General features: G+C 53.9%; 30 protein-coding genes. 2 read left to right on the forward strand and 28 right to left on the reverse strand.

Annotated elements, in window-relative coordinates; translation table 11 throughout:
• Positions 1-65: 65 nt before the first annotated feature.
• Positions 66-281: an integrase core domain-containing protein gene (locus tag Q371_RS20225; protein WP_425388044.1), complete on the forward strand. Its 216-nt coding sequence runs from the start codon at positions 66-68 to the stop codon at positions 279-281.
• A gap of 8 nt (positions 282-289) precedes the next feature.
• Here Q371_RS20225 and Q371_RS20230 read toward each other — a convergent pair whose 3' ends face one another.
• The 28 genes from Q371_RS20230 to Q371_RS20365 form a co-directional block, all read right to left on the reverse strand.
• Entirely contained in the window at positions 290-616 is a 327-nt protein-coding gene (locus Q371_RS20230; protein WP_034343982.1) for a hypothetical protein, read from the reverse strand.
• On the reverse strand, positions 607-1,380 hold the full coding sequence (locus Q371_RS20235) for a hypothetical protein (protein WP_157442844.1): 774 nt from the start codon (positions 1,378-1,380) through the stop codon (positions 607-609). The genes Q371_RS20230 and Q371_RS20235 overlap by 10 nt, the downstream gene beginning before the upstream one ends.
• 213 nt (positions 1,381-1,593) lie before the next feature.
• The gene (locus tag Q371_RS20240) at positions 1,594-2,082 is read right to left on the reverse strand and encodes a hypothetical protein (RefSeq protein ID WP_157442845.1); all 489 of its coding nucleotides are present in this window, start codon (positions 2,080-2,082) and stop codon (positions 1,594-1,596) included.
• Between the two features lie 5 nt (positions 2,083-2,087).
• The gene (locus tag Q371_RS20245) at positions 2,088-2,282 is read right to left on the reverse strand and encodes a hypothetical protein (RefSeq protein WP_157442846.1); all 195 of its coding nucleotides are present in this window, start codon (positions 2,280-2,282) and stop codon (positions 2,088-2,090) included.
• Positions 2,283-2,292: 10 nt separating this feature from the next.
• On the reverse strand, positions 2,293-2,472 hold the full coding sequence (locus Q371_RS20250) for a hypothetical protein (protein WP_034343989.1): 180 nt from the start codon (positions 2,470-2,472) through the stop codon (positions 2,293-2,295).
• Between the two features lie 2 nt (positions 2,473-2,474).
• Positions 2,475-2,906 carry a hypothetical protein gene (locus Q371_RS20255; RefSeq protein ID WP_157442847.1) on the reverse strand — a complete coding sequence of 144 codons (432 nt, stop codon included), beginning with the start codon at positions 2,904-2,906 and terminating at the stop codon, positions 2,475-2,477.
• A gap of 9 nt (positions 2,907-2,915) precedes the next feature.
• Positions 2,916-3,335: a hypothetical protein gene (locus Q371_RS20260; protein WP_034343992.1), complete on the reverse strand. Its 420-nt coding sequence runs from the start codon at positions 3,333-3,335 to the stop codon at positions 2,916-2,918.
• Positions 3,332-3,538: a hypothetical protein gene (locus Q371_RS20265; protein ID WP_034343993.1), complete on the reverse strand. Its 207-nt coding sequence runs from the start codon at positions 3,536-3,538 to the stop codon at positions 3,332-3,334. The genes Q371_RS20260 and Q371_RS20265 overlap by 4 nt, the downstream gene beginning before the upstream one ends.
• A 6-nt stretch (positions 3,539-3,544) precedes the next feature.
• Positions 3,545-3,793, reverse strand: a complete 249-nt coding sequence (locus Q371_RS20270) for a hypothetical protein (RefSeq protein WP_034343994.1) — start codon at positions 3,791-3,793, stop codon at positions 3,545-3,547.
• Between the two features lie 9 nt (positions 3,794-3,802).
• The gene (locus Q371_RS20275) at positions 3,803-4,594 is read right to left on the reverse strand and encodes a hypothetical protein (RefSeq protein WP_034343996.1); all 792 of its coding nucleotides are present in this window, start codon (positions 4,592-4,594) and stop codon (positions 3,803-3,805) included.
• Positions 4,594-5,070, reverse strand: a complete 477-nt coding sequence (locus Q371_RS20280) for a hypothetical protein (RefSeq protein ID WP_034343998.1) — start codon at positions 5,068-5,070, stop codon at positions 4,594-4,596. The genes Q371_RS20275 and Q371_RS20280 overlap by 1 nt, the downstream gene beginning before the upstream one ends.
• A gap of 11 nt (positions 5,071-5,081) precedes the next feature.
• Positions 5,082-5,483: a hypothetical protein gene (locus tag Q371_RS20285; RefSeq protein WP_034343999.1), complete on the reverse strand. Its 402-nt coding sequence runs from the start codon at positions 5,481-5,483 to the stop codon at positions 5,082-5,084.
• 11 nt (positions 5,484-5,494) lie between these two features.
• A complete protein-coding gene (locus Q371_RS20290; RefSeq protein ID WP_034344001.1) occupies positions 5,495-6,250 on the reverse strand; it encodes an ATP-binding protein in 756 nt (251 codons plus the stop codon).
• A complete protein-coding gene (locus Q371_RS27295; protein ID WP_157442848.1) occupies positions 6,251-6,403 on the reverse strand; it encodes a hypothetical protein in 153 nt (50 codons plus the stop codon).
• Entirely contained in the window at positions 6,391-6,897 is a 507-nt protein-coding gene (locus Q371_RS26600; protein ID WP_169743893.1) for a M23 family metallopeptidase, read from the reverse strand. The genes Q371_RS27295 and Q371_RS26600 overlap by 13 nt, the downstream gene beginning before the upstream one ends.
• A gap of 85 nt (positions 6,898-6,982) precedes the next feature.
• Positions 6,983-7,513, reverse strand: a complete 531-nt coding sequence (locus Q371_RS27300) for a hypothetical protein (RefSeq protein WP_034344004.1) — start codon at positions 7,511-7,513, stop codon at positions 6,983-6,985.
• A gap of 473 nt (positions 7,514-7,986) precedes the next feature.
• Positions 7,987-8,370 (reverse strand): hypothetical protein, encoded by a 384-nt coding sequence (locus Q371_RS20310; RefSeq protein WP_034344007.1) that lies wholly within the window; start codon positions 8,368-8,370, stop codon positions 7,987-7,989.
• Positions 8,370-8,594: a hypothetical protein gene (locus Q371_RS20315; protein WP_157442849.1), complete on the reverse strand. Its 225-nt coding sequence runs from the start codon at positions 8,592-8,594 to the stop codon at positions 8,370-8,372. The genes Q371_RS20310 and Q371_RS20315 overlap by 1 nt, the downstream gene beginning before the upstream one ends.
• A gap of 228 nt (positions 8,595-8,822) precedes the next feature.
• The gene (locus tag Q371_RS20320; RefSeq protein WP_034344009.1) at positions 8,823-9,149 is read right to left on the reverse strand and encodes a JAB domain-containing protein; all 327 of its coding nucleotides are present in this window, start codon (positions 9,147-9,149) and stop codon (positions 8,823-8,825) included.
• A 74-nt stretch (positions 9,150-9,223) separates the two neighbouring features.
• Positions 9,224-9,424 (reverse strand): hypothetical protein, encoded by a 201-nt coding sequence (locus Q371_RS20325; protein ID WP_034344011.1) that lies wholly within the window; start codon positions 9,422-9,424, stop codon positions 9,224-9,226.
• A gap of 37 nt (positions 9,425-9,461) precedes the next feature.
• Positions 9,462-10,016 carry a hypothetical protein gene (locus tag Q371_RS20330; RefSeq protein WP_034344012.1) on the reverse strand — a complete coding sequence of 185 codons (555 nt, stop codon included), beginning with the start codon at positions 10,014-10,016 and terminating at the stop codon, positions 9,462-9,464.
• A 62-nt stretch (positions 10,017-10,078) separates the two neighbouring features.
• Positions 10,079-10,288, reverse strand: a complete 210-nt coding sequence (locus Q371_RS20335) for a hypothetical protein (RefSeq protein ID WP_034344014.1) — start codon at positions 10,286-10,288, stop codon at positions 10,079-10,081.
• Positions 10,285-10,563, reverse strand: a complete 279-nt coding sequence (locus Q371_RS20340; RefSeq protein ID WP_034344015.1) for a hypothetical protein — start codon at positions 10,561-10,563, stop codon at positions 10,285-10,287. The genes Q371_RS20335 and Q371_RS20340 overlap by 4 nt, the downstream gene beginning before the upstream one ends.
• Positions 10,560-11,681: a hypothetical protein gene (locus Q371_RS20345; RefSeq protein ID WP_034344016.1), complete on the reverse strand. Its 1,122-nt coding sequence runs from the start codon at positions 11,679-11,681 to the stop codon at positions 10,560-10,562. The genes Q371_RS20340 and Q371_RS20345 overlap by 4 nt, the downstream gene beginning before the upstream one ends.
• Positions 11,674-11,910 (reverse strand): hypothetical protein, encoded by a 237-nt coding sequence (locus Q371_RS20350; protein ID WP_034344018.1) that lies wholly within the window; start codon positions 11,908-11,910, stop codon positions 11,674-11,676. The genes Q371_RS20345 and Q371_RS20350 overlap by 8 nt, the downstream gene beginning before the upstream one ends.
• A gap of 6 nt (positions 11,911-11,916) precedes the next feature.
• On the reverse strand, positions 11,917-12,252 hold the full coding sequence (locus Q371_RS20355) for a hypothetical protein (protein ID WP_034344019.1): 336 nt from the start codon (positions 12,250-12,252) through the stop codon (positions 11,917-11,919).
• Positions 12,252-12,548 carry a helix-turn-helix domain-containing protein gene (locus tag Q371_RS20360; RefSeq protein WP_034344021.1) on the reverse strand — a complete coding sequence of 99 codons (297 nt, stop codon included), beginning with the start codon at positions 12,546-12,548 and terminating at the stop codon, positions 12,252-12,254. The genes Q371_RS20355 and Q371_RS20360 overlap by 1 nt, the downstream gene beginning before the upstream one ends.
• A complete protein-coding gene (locus Q371_RS20365; RefSeq protein WP_034344022.1) occupies positions 12,541-12,756 on the reverse strand; it encodes a helix-turn-helix transcriptional regulator in 216 nt (71 codons plus the stop codon). The genes Q371_RS20360 and Q371_RS20365 overlap by 8 nt, the downstream gene beginning before the upstream one ends.
• Before the next feature lie 101 nt (positions 12,757-12,857).
• On the opposite strand from Q371_RS20365, the gene Q371_RS27305 reads away from it, so the two are divergent.
• Positions 12,858-13,616 carry a LexA family protein gene (locus tag Q371_RS27305; RefSeq protein ID WP_169743894.1) on the forward strand — a complete coding sequence of 253 codons (759 nt, stop codon included), beginning with the start codon at positions 12,858-12,860 and terminating at the stop codon, positions 13,614-13,616.
• The last annotated feature ends 89 nt before the right edge of the window (positions 13,617-13,705 follow it).

The following is a 13,705-nucleotide window of genomic DNA, read 5'->3' on the forward strand; positions in this document are numbered from 1 at the left end:
GAGGCGTCCAGTACACCTGTGAGGCCTATCAACAGGCGCTACAGAGCCTCCAGGCCACGTGCAGCATGAGTCGGAAGGGGAATTGTTGGGACAATGCGGTGGTGGAAAGTTTCTTCGCTACCCTGAAGTTAGAGTTGGCTTTGCACCGATCCATTGGCAACAGAGAAGAGACGTGTAGGACTGTCTTTTCTTGGGTAGAAGGCTGGTATAACCGTCGTCGCCTGCATTCGTCCCTGGGGTTCTGCTCCCCGGTGGAATTTGAGGAGCAGCAGTGTGGCTGAACTACATGTCAACAAAGGTGTTGCAATTTCACTGAAGTAAAACCACCGTTATCACTACCAATTTGCACCTGATTGGTCAGTGTGGTTTGAGTCATACTCGGAGCGGTACTTCCGGTTCCCACTGCGAAAAATGAACGCCATTCACCATACATTGGGTACGCGGACACACCGGCCCCACTTGCAGGCGCACCGGAAACAGCAAATGCCTCCAGTCCCGAATCCAGAATCAGGTTGTGCTGTTCCAGAACTTGCTCCACCTGTCCGGAATTTACATCAATCAATTCAAAGCGGGCACGTCCTGACAACCCCGCATGAATGCTTTGCTTTATGTCCATGTTCCTCCCGTGATGCTTGCCTGTGCTGCAATACCATGCGCAACAGGACCATATGAAATCCCCACCGCATCCAGCACACCATCGGTGACACTGGCACTTGCAACCATCTGATGCTGTGCGGCAGCGGTGATCAACACCGTGTCTAGCACTCCACTGTTGACACTGGCACTTGCAACCATCTGATGCTGACCGAAAAACACATAATTCTGCGTTTCCAGCACCCCACTGTTGACACTGGCACTTGCAACCATCTGGTGCTGACTGACAACAGCAAACAAAAGCGTTTCAAAAACTCCGCCTGTAATGACAGGAGCAGCACTTAACCCATCAAACAACCAAACGGTGTATGGGGGGCTCAAAAACAGCAGTTCAGCCCCTTTACGGTCATGCAATGCCACCTGCACCACATAAGGCATAGCGACCACCTGATCCAACCATGCCGGCTCTGATAAAACAGCCCTCTGGATGGGGCTCTGGTAGCTATCACGCTGTAAGACAGAAAACAGGGTCAGCCGATCCAGCGACAAAAACCAGCACATCACGTCACTGTCTTCCGAGCGCTGATGCACTGCAACATCCATCAAAATCACCGGGTCAACACCGGTGAACGTCTGGTATTCATAGGCAGCCGTTGCGGGGTTCCACTGCCTGATATAAATGGATTCATCAATTTGGTAGGACAGCACCGGACGGGCAGCCTGATCAAACGCAAGCCCAATTTTACGGGCCAGTGTGGGCAGCTCTGGAAACGGCTGATCGGGCAACACCTCAACAAAAGCAGAACCCTGCTTTTGTTGCAGGATCAGACCCCGTTTGCGGTCCCATGTGAGTCGCCAGAGGGCACCGTAAAGGGCATGGTACGATCCATCCCCCACGCTGGACAGTGTGAGGGGACCAATGCACCGCACATCCTCTACACAGTTCCAGGGGCCAGCCGTATAGAGCTTAGCTTTAAATTCCAGCATGACCCCTCACTTTCACTGCGCAATCACCTGATACTTGGCTTCCTGAGCCTCAATGGGCTTGATGATGATTTCTTTCAGGTAACAAGTGATGTTGATTGTGGTACCTGGAAGCAAGGTGTGTGCCTTGCTGGGCCGGCCATCGGTGCCCACCAAAACCACCCCAAATGGGTTGTCTCCGATGTTGGCATAAAAACCACGACTCGGATAACGCCCTTGTGACAGCTGCTCCAGATTCAGCACCACATCCACCGTGGTAGTCATGCCCTCCTCAATCAAAGGCAGGGCAGCCAGAGACCGGGCAGCAAACTTGGGATTCTCCTGTGGACCAACCACCCCAAATTCCTGTTCCAACACTGCTGCAGTGCGCCGGCCACTTTGGACCAGACTTTTCAGTTCCTGCAGCACCCCTGGTAGTTGACACTGCAGTTCCCGGACCATTCCGGGCAGCTGGGGCAGCATGGCCATGAGCTCAGTGGGGATGGTGGGAATACCCCATTGCATTCCCATTACAGGGCCTCCCTTTTGTCCAGTCGGGTCTCAATGCGTTCCAGCACCGTCATGGCACGCCCGATGACATCCAGAGCCTGCTCGATGACCTGGGTGTTTTTCTGCGCAATGGTGGCGCGGTTCAGCTCTGATCTCACAAGGATCCATGCGAGGATGGCGTAGGAGCTGATTTCTTTGAGGTTTTCAGGGGTCATTTGTTCCATCTCACTTCACGTCCTTTTGACCCTGACCGCCTCCGCAACCAGAGCATCCACCAGGGCAGGGTTTGGGTTTCGGCAGGATGGCCATGAGCAGGAGCCCAGAGGCAAGGCCAAGCAGGGCATACGCCCCGGCCTGACCCAGACCCTGATAAAAGCCCATCTGGATCTGTTTTCTGGGATCCATGGTTACTTCTTGCCTTTCTTGTTGCCAAAGACCGCAAAACCAACCAGACCGAGACCCAACACCAGCACACCACCTACCACAATGGGCATGATGGGGGTTTCAGCTGCAGGACGGGCCACCGGCGCCACTCCGGATCCGGTAGAAGGTGTAGGGGTGGAAGGCTTGGAGCCTCCGAACAGGCCACCCATGAAGTTTTCCACGACTCCAGAGGACACACCCAAAGCTGGGCTGGTGTTGCCTTTGTTGGCGAGGTCGTTCATCCAGTTTTGCCATTGGCCGGTGCCTGGGGTGGGACTGGTGTATTTGAAGTCGGAACCGGTGCCGGTTGCGGTGTTCGTGGTGACAGACATTCCCGTACCAGAGTTCCCAGATCCGGAAACAATTTCATCCACTGTGGGGAAGGGTAGGGGGATTTTTACGCCAAATTCAGACATGGTCTCTCCTTAAAGGGCAGCAATGGTGGGATCTTTGGGCAGGGGGGTTGGGAAGAACGGGCTCCAAATGGGCCAACGGCCACCAATCGGCCATGAATCTTGATCAATCAAAACAGGGCGGATTAATGGGGCTGGGGCTGGAGTCACATCAGCTTTGGTTGTGGGGCCATTCGGTCCCAAAACGCTGTACCCGTTGGATCCAGATCCAGCAGGGGCAGTGGTCACCGGTGCTGCAGAACCCGCACTGGATCCACCAGACACAGGAGGGGTGCTGGATCCACCAGGGTAGAAAATGGGTGCAGAACCCGATCCAGCAGGCGCAGGGGTTGGAGCTGGAGTTTTGCGCTGCTGCAGGCTCTGCACCAAAAACACCCCTCCGATTCCCAATCCAGAGCCGATCAGTATGGCTGTCAGAACGCTGATTTTCATGTTTTTCCTCCGATCAGCTGAGAGATGATGCTGTTGGCGAAGTCAGACCGTTTGATTTCTCCTCGGTTCACTTTGTCCAGTCGGTCTTGGATCATTTGCTTGTCGGTTTTGATGATGGATGGTTTGTAACTCCGGGCGAAGTAGGCCAGCCCTCCGAGGGTGGCCACCAGCAGGGCCACCCCCATCACCTTGCGAGGCTTCATCAGCCGTCAGTCCTTCAGAAGCTGGAAGGCAATCAGGCCGGCCCCGAGCACACCCAACCCGATCAGGCCATAGGTCATCATGGTCTGCAGGTTTTTGGCTTTTTGCTGTTCCAGCAGGATGGCGGTGTCGGCTTGCTTTTTGGCGGCTTCCGCTTGGGCTTTTGCTGCATCAGCGTTGGCCTGTGCGGTGGGAGCTCCGAGCACGTTGCTCAGGATGCTTAAACCACCTCCGAGGATCAAAGTCAGTGGGTCCATGGGGCCTCCTTAAAAACTTTGACGCAGCATGGCTTCAACCTGCACAGCCAACCTCTGGGGATCGGTGACTTTCACCGGCAGGTCGAACGCCCCAATCACGATTTCGTGACGGGCTTCAGGCACCCATGGGATGACTGCGTTGGTGTTGGCTTCGATGGTGAGGCGGAAGTTCTCAGACAGGCTGTAACGGTCTGCAGTGCCAAATTTGGGAGCACTGCGGATGTTGGTCTGGTTGACTTCGTGCAGACCCCTGAAGCTGTTGTTGTACAGCAGGGCACTGACTCCATTGGAGCCCACAGGACGTGCAGCACGGATCTCGATTTCCCCGTCAGAAAGCAAGTAATAAATCTTGACACGGTTGGTGCTTGCAGTTTTGGTGACGGTGATTTCCTGTGTGTCCACGTTGATGGCAGTCACATTGGTCAGCGTCCAGGTGGCTCCAGCATCGTCACTGATGTAGGCCAAGATGTCCGGATGATTGTTGGCAGGCAAGGTGGGCGCAGGACGTGCAGATCGGGCAAACCGGTAGCCTGCAGCGTCCAAGTCCACGGTGTGGGTGACTCCAACTGCAGGGGCAATGGTGGCCACGTATTCCCCTTTGATGTAACTTCTAAAAGGGGTTCCGCCTTTGAGGGCCACCAAATGCCCAATGGGCACATCGTAGTAGGCAATGGGACTCATGCGATTCTGGATCTGTGCGCCGGTGCCCACAAAATCCGAAACGGTGAGGGTCAAGCTTCTCTCCTGCCCCAAAATCTGGAAGGGTAGGGAAGCCAGTGCAGCAGCGAGGGCAGCATTCATCAGTTCATCTCCTCGAAGGCAATTTCAAAGGTGGATTTGGTCCAGTCGATCACATCAGGGCCTTCTGCATGGATCTGCAGCTCATGGCCTTCCAGCAGGGCAATGCCGTCCATGTTCAGGTCAGTCTGCGAAACCAGAGTCCCGATGTAATCCTCGTTGCGCTGTTCACTGGTGGACAGGTCACGCCAGATGGTGTAGGGCCAACTGCGCAGGAACTTTTCGAACTCTGCAGCTTGGGACTTCACAGCCACGCTGACGATGGTGGATCCGCTGACTTTGTTGTTGGCGCTGTCACGCAGGTCCAGAATGATGTGCACCCCACGCATGAGCTGTCCACGAACAGGGGTTGCATTGGCCAGCAGGTAGGTTGCACCTTTGGGCACCACGACTTTCACAATCTTGGTGCGGATGTTGGCTGCATTGGCGGTCTTGGTGATGATGCTGCTGGGGCTGCTGCTGGAAATGACTTTACGCATGGTTTAGCTCCTTACTTGAGGCTGGGAAAGAGGCTCTGGGCGAGATGGGCACCGCTCACCACTGCAACACCGAAAAAGATGTACTGCAGAGGTCCGGGAAGATTGGGAATGTACTCGATGGCTGCAATGGAGCCGATCACCATACCGGCATGCAGCAGGGCCCTGTTTTGTTGAGCCTGAGGATGGTCCTGATTGGTGACAGCACCGTTCTGATCGACCTTCTTGTACTTCACTCCGTCAGCGGTCGGGACAGCCACCCCGAATGCTGCACGCTGTGAACTGAAAATGGCTTTCTCAGCCACAGCACCCGTCACAGCACCCACAGCGGTAGAGACAAGACGGGGGTCCGTGAGCAGACCCAGAATGTTGCCATCTGGCTTGGAAAGAAGCTGCTTGCCTTCAATGTTGAACATGTTTTCTCCTTTTAGGCTGCGTTGCCGTAGTTGTCGATTTCTTGGAAGATGCGAGAGCCATCAGGGAGGCGCGTAACTTTGCCGCGTTTGTTGTGTAACTTGTCGAAAATCAGGTATTCAGGGCCCCATCCCTTCTCTGGATCGGGCATGGCCAGAAAAGCAGGATTGGGAATGGTGCCCTGCAGGGTTTCTTCCACCCGTTTCCTGTTGTTGACTTCGGTTGTGGGGAAGATGGCCCACACATTGACCATGTTCAGGGCCATTTTGTGGATGGTGTACTGGGATGAACTGGCCAGTTGCTGGGTGGCCAGAGCGGTGTGAAGTCCAAACTTCCGGGATTCAGTGCAATAGAGTTTTGACTGTCTGGAAAACACATCTTTTGCAAGGAACACATGGCACTCGTCAATGAGCACAAAGCAGGTGCACCCGTCTGCATCGAACACCCCGAGATTCATCAATGCTCTGAAAAGGGCGTCCAAAACAGGAATCATGTCTTTTCCGTAGTCTGGAATCTCGAAGTGCACGCTTTTGCGGATCCGGATCAGCTTCTCAAACTGGGCAGCGGTGTAACCTTTCTCTAAGCGCTCCAGGTCAAACCGTTCATGGTGACTGCAGAACTCTTTGAACTCTGGCGTCGTGTTGATCACCACGAAGAAAGGGGGCTGGATCACCTCTTTGTAATGGGTGGCCACCTCCCTGAGGTAACTGGACTTCCCGGATCCCTGTTGACCCAGAGCCATGAAGCAAGGAGACTGCAGACCGGCCATTTACTGCTGCTCCTCTGGATCTTCAGAGGGCTCCAGGTGCACATCGATCTCTGGACGGTACACCACGATCACAGGGGGGTTCAGAAGGCAGTGCACGCCATAAGCGGCCAAGGCCCCGAGCAGGATCAGTTGCAGGTGACTCACAGTGGACACGCTCCATTGACGGATGTAAAGTCTTCACGCTTCCATCCGTTTTGCATGAAGAAATCCAGAGGGTTCATGAAGTAGGGTTTCACTCCTGCTTCGCCTCCAATGCCGTTCCAGTAGGTGCTCACAGGCAATTGACGCTTGATGACATCAAAGTGCAGGTGTGCAGGCCATTGCTCTGCCCATCCTTTGCCGACCGTTCCGATCCGCTGACCGGCTTTGACTTCCTCACCGGTTTTCACCAGTACTGCAGACATGTGGGCGTAGCGGGTCCACACTCCCAACTGGGGATGTCTGATGATGATCAGCCGGCCCCATGAGGGACTGAAGCCTTTGTTTTGCGTTGCAAACTCAACAATGCCGTCTGCGACGCTCACAATGGGATCTCCCAGATCCCCATCAGGGCCTTTCCCTGCAGGACCGTTCAAATCCCATCCGGTGTGGATGCCCATCCGCTTGTCTTTGACATAGCAATCTGTGCCCGATCGTGCAAGGAACACTGTATCTACAGCGATCTTTCCGCCGATTTTTTTGATGTTTGGGAGAGGGAAAACAACTTTATTTGACATGGTTTTTTTCGCCCTTTCAGCCCTGATTGCTTGCGAAGTTCGTTGCAAAACCACTGGCGTAATGCTGACTGCCATCAGTGCCAGAGTGATGATCAGCAGTTTTTTCTGTTGCTCGGGGGGGATTTTCGGCATACTGTTTCCTCATCTGGACTGTGACGTACCCGACCAGGGCAATGGAGCCGATCAGGGCCATCATGGGGGGGATTCCTCCACCTCCAAGGCTGTTTTTTCCGATGCCGTAATGGGCCAGAGCTTCGCCGGGTTTCAGGTACGGGATGATGAAGTTCAGCATGCCGTTGGTCATGAAGTCCTGCTGATACTGCATGGCCACTTCAAAAGGCAGTCCCATGGAGGTCAGGCCGGCCATCATTTGCATGACTTCCCCATCAGACATGGGTTCTACAGGTGTTTTCTTGCTTCTGGAGGGCTTTTCTTCGGGTGCCTCATCCTCTGGGATGTCATCGTCATCGATGTCATCCAGTGAGGGCAGGTGTTCCTGCTCCAGGGTGTCCTGCAGGTTGGGATCGGTTTCTGTGGCTTGGGTCATGGAGGGCACTCCTTAAAAGACCGTGTACCCTGCTGGGATACTCGGGGCTGGGCGTGGGATGTGGGTGGGGGCTGGAGGTTGCACGGGCACACTGACAGGCACACCTGCAGGTCGTGCACCTCCACGCATGAAGACGAAAGTGAGGGCCCCAACCATAAGCACTCCACCTGCTGCAATCAGGACAGAGCGCCGGTTATCCTTGGGCTCCGGATCCGGGTCAGGATCCAGAGCTTCTTCAGATGCACGCACAGGACGAGAGGGAAGGGGTGCATCAGGACCAGAAGCAATGTTGGATGCAGCTCTTTGTTTGGAGAGAACTGCAATTGAGAGAGGATCCAGCGTTTTGATGGGCTCTGGATCTTTGGGAGTGGGTGCAGGGGTTGGCTCTGGGGAAGGTGCAGGAGTGGCCACAACAGGAGCAGCTGCAGGAGCTTGCACCCCGGCAGTGATCTGCTTGAACCGTTCCAGGTCCATCAGTCACCCTCACCAGTGGCAAACCGACTCTGGTTTTTGGTGTTGGGTTTGGACAGCTTTCTTGTGGTGGCTTTCGCTTCGTTGTAGGTGGCCACCGCTGCAGTACCTGCTTCATGTGCACCTGCACGAAGTTGAGCGATCAGGAACACACCGACAAAGCCAATGGCTGCAATGCCCCAGACACTGCTGGGGGTGTTCACGGTGTCTTTGACCACTTCAGAGAAGCTGGGTTTGTCGTCTGGTGAACTTCCAGCCGTTCCCTCTGGCACATCCCGGTACACTCCGACCTGTTGAGGGGTCAGCAGTTTCTGGATGCCAGGAACACCACCAGAGAAGAACAGCGTGCCAATGATGGTCAAAACCCACATGAGGGCTGCAGGCATCAAATCACCGCCATCCAGAACCAGAAAGTCTTGCTTTTTTCGTCATAGCCTTTGCGGGGCCGGTAAGAGCCGCCAACTTTGTCTTTCCCTGTTTTGGGGTCCACAAAGTTGGTGCGGGGGAATTTCACCTTCATGCCCTGCAAAGGGGCCAGGGCTTCTGCTGCAGCAATGGCAATGTTCCAGACGGTGAGAGATGCAGCCAATTTTTTGGCCACCGGTTCCATCTCTGGAGTGCATTTAACCTTGATTTTGTGCAGGCCTGGTGTCAGGTGATTGCCCGGCTCATCCAATGGGAGCTTTTTCAGTGCCATGAATCCAGAGTGAGGGGGTGGATTGTAAGTTTCCACGCTGAAACGCGAGTCTGTTTTGCGGTAGCAAAGCGCACTCAGCGTCATTTCAGAAAGCAAAAAACCCGCATTGCAGTTGCGGGTGGCATTGGTGAAAGATGTGGATCAGTCTTTCTTCGGGGTGAACATCCGCAAGGCCCCTTCAAAGAAAGCTTCAAGCCTGACAGCTGCAGCTTCACCAAATCCGGGAAGGTGCATGAGTGTCTGGGCCCCTCCTCTTTCAGCCAGAGCTTTCAGGTTGTTGATCGAGTCCACATCCTGAAGAACTGCAGTGGCAGCTTTGGGGTTCCCAAGCAAGATGGTCAGGATTTCATGGTCTGACATCTTCTGAGGGGTCTTGGGATTTTTCTTGCGGAAGACTTTCCCAGCCACCACACGCGCAGTACTGGAGACGGGGAATGCGTTTTGCTTGTTTGTTGTTCCAGCGGTCATTTTTGCCACCTCGCAGAATCGTTTTTAACAGGCTTTGAATTTGAGCCGAGTGGTTTCATACCTTCCTTTTTCACTCAGTTTTTCCTCCATGTGAGCAGCACCACCCTCTGGCCACCAGCACCCTGCACCACCCGGACGTAACCACAATCTCCAGAGTCACCAGAGAGGTCAGAACAGGGTTTGACTTCCACCCATGGAACAGGGACAGCCACATCCTGGTAATCCTCAAAGTGCCCCAAATCGAACACCACAGGGGCTTCCAAGGGGTAATCCATCAGGCTTTCTATGAGTTTCCCGATTGTGACAGGTCCATCATCGTTTCTTGGCACGTTTCACCTTCGGTCGGGGTTTGTTCTGCACAGGTCTGGAGGGTGCTGCAGCTTCTTTGGCTTTGCGTTCAGCATTGCGTTTCCGCGTTTCGGCTCCGCGTTTTGCTTTGTCGCTCAGGTGGCCACCTTTCATCAGGTCTCGTTCCATGCCCTTGATGGCCATTTCCTTTTCTTTCTCCAGAATTCCATCTGCAATGTCTTTCTCCAGTTCCTTCAGGGCCTCCAGAGTCAGCTCACCTTTTTTCACGGCTTCTCGGGCTGCAGGGTAGACCACCCGAGCGGAAGAGGGAATCTGGTAGCCGTACTGGTTTTCACGGTGTCTGATGAACACCTTGACCAGATCCCCATCAAGGTACTGCTCTTCAACCGTTTCCCCTTTGTGTCGCTTGAGACTGGTGCTGACATTTGGGTATGGGCTTTTCACAAATTTCCCTGTCACAGGGTCTTTCCAGCGGTGCATCACCACTTCAACAAGAATGGGGGGCACATTGCTGGAGCGTTTTGCGGTTTTCGTTGTTGGGCTGGATGTTTTGGGCATGCTGTGTGTTTTTCCTCGTTGTGTGGTGTTGGGGTGGGATGACGAAACGGGGTTTTTGCTGTTCAGAACCTGCTGAAGTTGCTGAACTCATGTGAAATGGCGTTTTGCTGTTGCGTTTCAGCTTTTTCGTTGTCCTGCTTGCCGTTGGATGCGGTGAGGGCTTGCTGCAGTTTTTCGTTGGCCACCACCGAAATGGACACGTTTCGCTGTTGCGCTTCGACAGAAAGGATGTCGTAGAGGTCGGATCTGACACCAATGGGTCTGGTTTTCATGACGGCATGTCCTCCAGAGATGGATTGACAGAGGGGCTTGAAGGGTCTTCAGAAGCAGGAAAAACCCGAGTTGGATTTCTGAGCTGGTGAATGGCCATGCGGGTGTGGCAGGACAGCCCTTTGGCTGTGCGTGCACGGTGAAACCAGATGGCGTCAAAGATGTAAAGGTGCACCAGAGCCCCAACCACTTCATCCGGGGTGGCTTGAAGTTTGTCGCAGAAGGCTTGAAATGCTTCTGCCCGCTCTGGATCGGTGAACTGAAGTTGGATGTTCATGCTTGTGCCTTTGGGGTGGGTCCAACGCGGAATTGCGGGGTGTTGCGAAGCTCATCCCAGAACTTCGAGCGTTTCCAGTCGTCCATCAGGCGTGCCCCTGCCGTTTTGCGGACAGCGTTTTCCTTCAAGGCAATTTCTGCCCTCTGGATCGAGGCTTGCAGGTAAGCCAACTGGTCAATGCCCCGGTCCAGCATCCTGAGGGTTTGCCAGAGCACCTTCCGGTAAAGGTTGATGGACCTGTGGTCTTTCAGGCGGGCAGCAATGCCCTGGGCGAGCAAATCCACCAGCACGCCACGGTTCTTTTTGGGGGCTTCCCGAAGGGTTGGGAGGTCAAAAACGTCCAGAACGGCATCCGGCCCATTTTGGAGAGTCATGTGTAACGCATCAGGGTTCAGTTTGGAAGGGGGTAACGTCCAAGTATTGATAAGTAGTTGGGCATTTAAGACCTCTTCCGATTTATATGACTCTCCATTCAGTGTTTTGAACGCGGTTTTTCCAGTCTTCACATCTGCATTGAGGTCACGCCATTCATGCTGCAACTCTTCAATGCTGATGCGGGGGGTGATGTGGGTGTGTCTTGGATTCAACTTGATGCAGAAGATGGAACCCGTTTTGCGGGCCAGCCCGCGCAAGTCCCCTGTCTTTCCCTTCACCGCCATCAGCCGGAGGCTTCTGAGCCGTTTTAACGCAACGTAGAAGGTGCTCTTCTTGTACCCCGCGAACTCCATGACCAGTTCCGCAGGCATGTGGAAGGTGACGGTGGTGACAGCCTTGCTCAGCCCTCTGGCTCTGGCGTAGTGGATGGCCAGCTCCAGAGCCGCCTGATAAATGGCATCCTCTGCTTTGCTGAGCTTCAGGCCCAAGTATTCCGGGCAGTCCAGCAGTCGGCGGATCCACTCTTTCGCCCCAAGGCGCATTTCTGGAGGGCTGGAACGCACTTCATCCCGACCTGGCAAGACCTGCTGGTAATCCTGTGTGATCCCTTGCAATTCCAAATCGGCTTTTTTTGTTTCTGGTGCGGTCTCTGGGACACTCTGGACATCGGATAGAAGAAAGGGCAAGGTTTTGCCCTTCTTCTGGTGACGGGTCAGAAATTGCAGCGTCTGCGCGTCAAGCATGCAGCCACCTCTGGAAGCGGACCAGAGCCCTGCCATGCAAACGCATGAGGCCAGAGAGGATCTGGCCACCACGCTTCACCACAACAGGATCATGCTGGAAGGGCTTGCACAGACGCACCACACTGACCTGAAGTTCTTGCAGGGCTTTCAGGTCGTGGTGTTCTGCGTAAATGGGACCGTTGCTTTCCGCCAGTCGAAGGTGCTCAAGGGTTTGGGAGCGGGTCAGCATGACAGATCAATCCCTCTGGTCCTGCAGCATGAACAGCACCACATGGGCTGGACCAGCACAGATGGACTTCACTTCTGCGTGGTGTTCTTCCAGAAAGCGGTTCATGGTACTGAAATTGGCCTTGCTGACAAAAAGCCTGACATCCAGCGCCTGCACACAGAATTCCCTGCCACTTGCCAGAGGATGCACGGTCTGTCTGGGATGCACCCCACACTGAAACAGCATCTGAACCACCGAACGGGCAAAAGGGGAGAGGGCTTCAAACGTGGCTCTGGTGTCTCCTGCTGGTGCATCGCTGCCGATGGGGGCATCCAGGGCTTGATCAAAAGCAGAAGGAGGCATCAAATCACCTCTTCTGTGGAAGCCCACTGGACCAGCACCGCACGCTTGAACAGGATCTTGCCGGCCCCTTCTTCGTTGCGGACCACACCGGGCAGGCTTCCAGCGTTGGCCATGCCACGCACACGGGCTTCACTGATGCCCAGAAGCTCTGCGGCTTCCTCTACGGTGATCAGCAGTTTGCCCTCTGGCACCTGCACCGAATCTTTGACGGCTTTCGTGATGCTCTGGACCAATTGCTGGACCAGAAGGCTGTTGGCTGGGATTCCGAGGTATAAGACTTCGCTGCTCTCACTCATGTGCAGTTCCCTTCTTTTGTTCTAAATTTTTTAGAGGAATTTCAAGGTAAGCAAAAACCTTCCGTAGGATGGGTTTTCGAGGGGTGTTTGCCCCGCGTTCCCAAGTCGAAATTGTTTCTGGTGCTACTCCTATGGCCTCGGCAAGCTCTTTTTGAGTCAACAATTTAGCCTCCCGAGCTTCCCGTATAAGGTCGCTAAGGTTGTCCATGCTAAGAATATTAGAGTAAAATCGAGGCGTAATCAAGCACAGATCTAAAAATATTAGAGACTTATGCTAATAAAACTAGAGATACGTTTATGATTCCTATAATGAGCCCGAAACTAAGCGACAGTACAGCAGAAGAGATGTTGCGCCAGCGGATGAGGGAAAATGACCTGGATCAGCTTGGGGTAGCTCGTGTGGCTGGCAAGTCCCGCACTTGGGTTGGTAACCAACTGTTCGCTAACCCTCTTAAGACGCTCTGGACGATGTATCTTTCAGAACCCCAGACCCTTAGAGCGCTTTCAAAAGCTTTTGGATATGAAAATGAATACACCTTATTGATTGCGCTAGGCTTGTTCGATACAGAGACAATTACCAATTTGGCACAGCATATAGATGTGTCCCGTACAGCTGCGTTCCCATTGAACCCCAATGCAGAACCAGCAAGCCTTACTGTCAAAATTCCCATTTATGGCACAGTCGGCGCTGGCCTGAAAAAGATCCATGCCCACGACCACCCTTCAGAATTCGTGGAATTCGACATGCGGGAACTGCCCAAAGCTGTGGATGTGGCCAAGCTTTTCATTCTGGTCGTCAATGGAGACAGCATGTCTGATGAGTTCGTGACCCGCCAGATTCCACACGGCAGCAAGATTCTGGTGGAAAGTGACGCCATCCCAACGGACGGGAAAATCGTGGTGGCCTGGATTCCACAGCTGGAAACCGGAGTGGTCAAACAATACTTCTCCAAAGGGGAAGACACCCTTCTCAGGTCTTACAAGGTGGGTGGGCCAACCTTCTGGGCCTCCCAGTACCCGGATATGGTGCTGGAAGGCGTGGTGCGGAGGGTGATCTGGGAGCCGTAATAAGAATAAACCCTTATACATCTTACTCTATAATTATTTTTGAAAAAATCGTAAGATTAAGAAAAGGGCGAGAAAAAAAGTCTTGGTGT

The sequence above is a fragment of the Deinococcus misasensis DSM 22328 genome, from assembly GCF_000745915.1.
In the GTDB taxonomy this organism is placed as follows: domain Bacteria; phylum Deinococcota; class Deinococci; order Deinococcales; family Deinococcaceae; genus Deinococcus_C; species Deinococcus_C misasensis.

What these genes read in the sequence shown, in the direction of transcription:
- Q371_RS20240 (WP_157442845.1), bottom strand. Translation starts at nt 2,082, where the DNA reads ATGCAATGGGGTATTCCCACCATCCCCACTGAGCTCATGGCCATGCTG.
- Q371_RS20315 (WP_157442849.1), bottom strand. Translation starts at nt 8,594, where the DNA reads ATGGAACCGGTGGCCAAAAAATTGGCTGCATCTCTCACCGTCTGGAAC.
- Q371_RS27305 (WP_169743894.1), top strand. Translation starts at nt 12,858, where the DNA reads ATGAGCCCGAAACTAAGCGACAGTACAGCAGAAGAGATGTTGCGCCAG.
- Q371_RS20260 (WP_034343992.1), bottom strand. Translation starts at nt 3,335, where the DNA reads ATGAAAATCAGCGTTCTGACAGCCATACTGATCGGCTCTGGATTGGGA.
- Q371_RS20250 (WP_034343989.1), bottom strand. Translation starts at nt 2,472, where the DNA reads ATGGATCCCAGAAAACAGATCCAGATGGGCTTTTATCAGGGTCTGGGT.
- Q371_RS20355 (WP_034344019.1), bottom strand. Translation starts at nt 12,252, where the DNA reads ATGCCTCCTTCTGCTTTTGATCAAGCCCTGGATGCCCCCATCGGCAGC.
- Q371_RS20365 (WP_034344022.1), bottom strand. Translation starts at nt 12,756, where the DNA reads ATGGACAACCTTAGCGACCTTATACGGGAAGCTCGGGAGGCTAAATTG.
- Q371_RS20265 (WP_034343993.1), bottom strand. Translation starts at nt 3,538, where the DNA reads ATGAAGCCTCGCAAGGTGATGGGGGTGGCCCTGCTGGTGGCCACCCTC.
- Q371_RS20320 (WP_034344009.1), bottom strand. Translation starts at nt 9,149, where the DNA reads ATGACCGCTGGAACAACAAACAAGCAAAACGCATTCCCCGTCTCCAGT.
- Q371_RS20360 (WP_034344021.1), bottom strand. Translation starts at nt 12,548, where the DNA reads ATGAGTGAGAGCAGCGAAGTCTTATACCTCGGAATCCCAGCCAACAGC.
- Q371_RS20330 (WP_034344012.1), bottom strand. Translation starts at nt 10,016, where the DNA reads ATGCCCAAAACATCCAGCCCAACAACGAAAACCGCAAAACGCTCCAGC.
- Q371_RS20255 (WP_157442847.1), bottom strand. Translation starts at nt 2,906, where the DNA reads ATGTCTGAATTTGGCGTAAAAATCCCCCTACCCTTCCCCACAGTGGAT.
- Q371_RS20325 (WP_034344011.1), bottom strand. Translation starts at nt 9,424, where the DNA reads ATGGATTACCCCTTGGAAGCCCCTGTGGTGTTCGATTTGGGGCACTTT.
- Q371_RS20275 (WP_034343996.1), bottom strand. Translation starts at nt 4,594, where the DNA reads ATGAATGCTGCCCTCGCTGCTGCACTGGCTTCCCTACCCTTCCAGATT.
- Q371_RS20280 (WP_034343998.1), bottom strand. Translation starts at nt 5,070, where the DNA reads ATGCGTAAAGTCATTTCCAGCAGCAGCCCCAGCAGCATCATCACCAAG.
- Q371_RS27300 (WP_034344004.1), bottom strand. Translation starts at nt 7,513, where the DNA reads ATGACCCAAGCCACAGAAACCGATCCCAACCTGCAGGACACCCTGGAG.
- Q371_RS20335 (WP_034344014.1), bottom strand. Translation starts at nt 10,288, where the DNA reads ATGAAAACCAGACCCATTGGTGTCAGATCCGACCTCTACGACATCCTT.
- Q371_RS20340 (WP_034344015.1), bottom strand. Translation starts at nt 10,563, where the DNA reads ATGAACATCCAACTTCAGTTCACCGATCCAGAGCGGGCAGAAGCATTT.
- Q371_RS20345 (WP_034344016.1), bottom strand. Translation starts at nt 11,681, where the DNA reads ATGCTTGACGCGCAGACGCTGCAATTTCTGACCCGTCACCAGAAGAAG.
- Q371_RS20285 (WP_034343999.1), bottom strand. Translation starts at nt 5,483, where the DNA reads ATGTTCAACATTGAAGGCAAGCAGCTTCTTTCCAAGCCAGATGGCAAC.
- Q371_RS20225 (WP_425388044.1), top strand. Translation starts at nt 66, where the DNA reads ATGAGTCGGAAGGGGAATTGTTGGGACAATGCGGTGGTGGAAAGTTTC.
- Q371_RS20350 (WP_034344018.1), bottom strand. Translation starts at nt 11,910, where the DNA reads ATGCTGACCCGCTCCCAAACCCTTGAGCACCTTCGACTGGCGGAAAGC.
- Q371_RS20230 (WP_034343982.1), bottom strand. Translation starts at nt 616, where the DNA reads ATGGACATAAAGCAAAGCATTCATGCGGGGTTGTCAGGACGTGCCCGC.
- Q371_RS20270 (WP_034343994.1), bottom strand. Translation starts at nt 3,793, where the DNA reads ATGGACCCACTGACTTTGATCCTCGGAGGTGGTTTAAGCATCCTGAGC.
- Q371_RS20310 (WP_034344007.1), bottom strand. Translation starts at nt 8,370, where the DNA reads ATGCCTGCAGCCCTCATGTGGGTTTTGACCATCATTGGCACGCTGTTC.
- Q371_RS20290 (WP_034344001.1), bottom strand. Translation starts at nt 6,250, where the DNA reads ATGGCCGGTCTGCAGTCTCCTTGCTTCATGGCTCTGGGTCAACAGGGA.
- Q371_RS20245 (WP_157442846.1), bottom strand. Translation starts at nt 2,282, where the DNA reads ATGACCCCTGAAAACCTCAAAGAAATCAGCTCCTACGCCATCCTCGCA.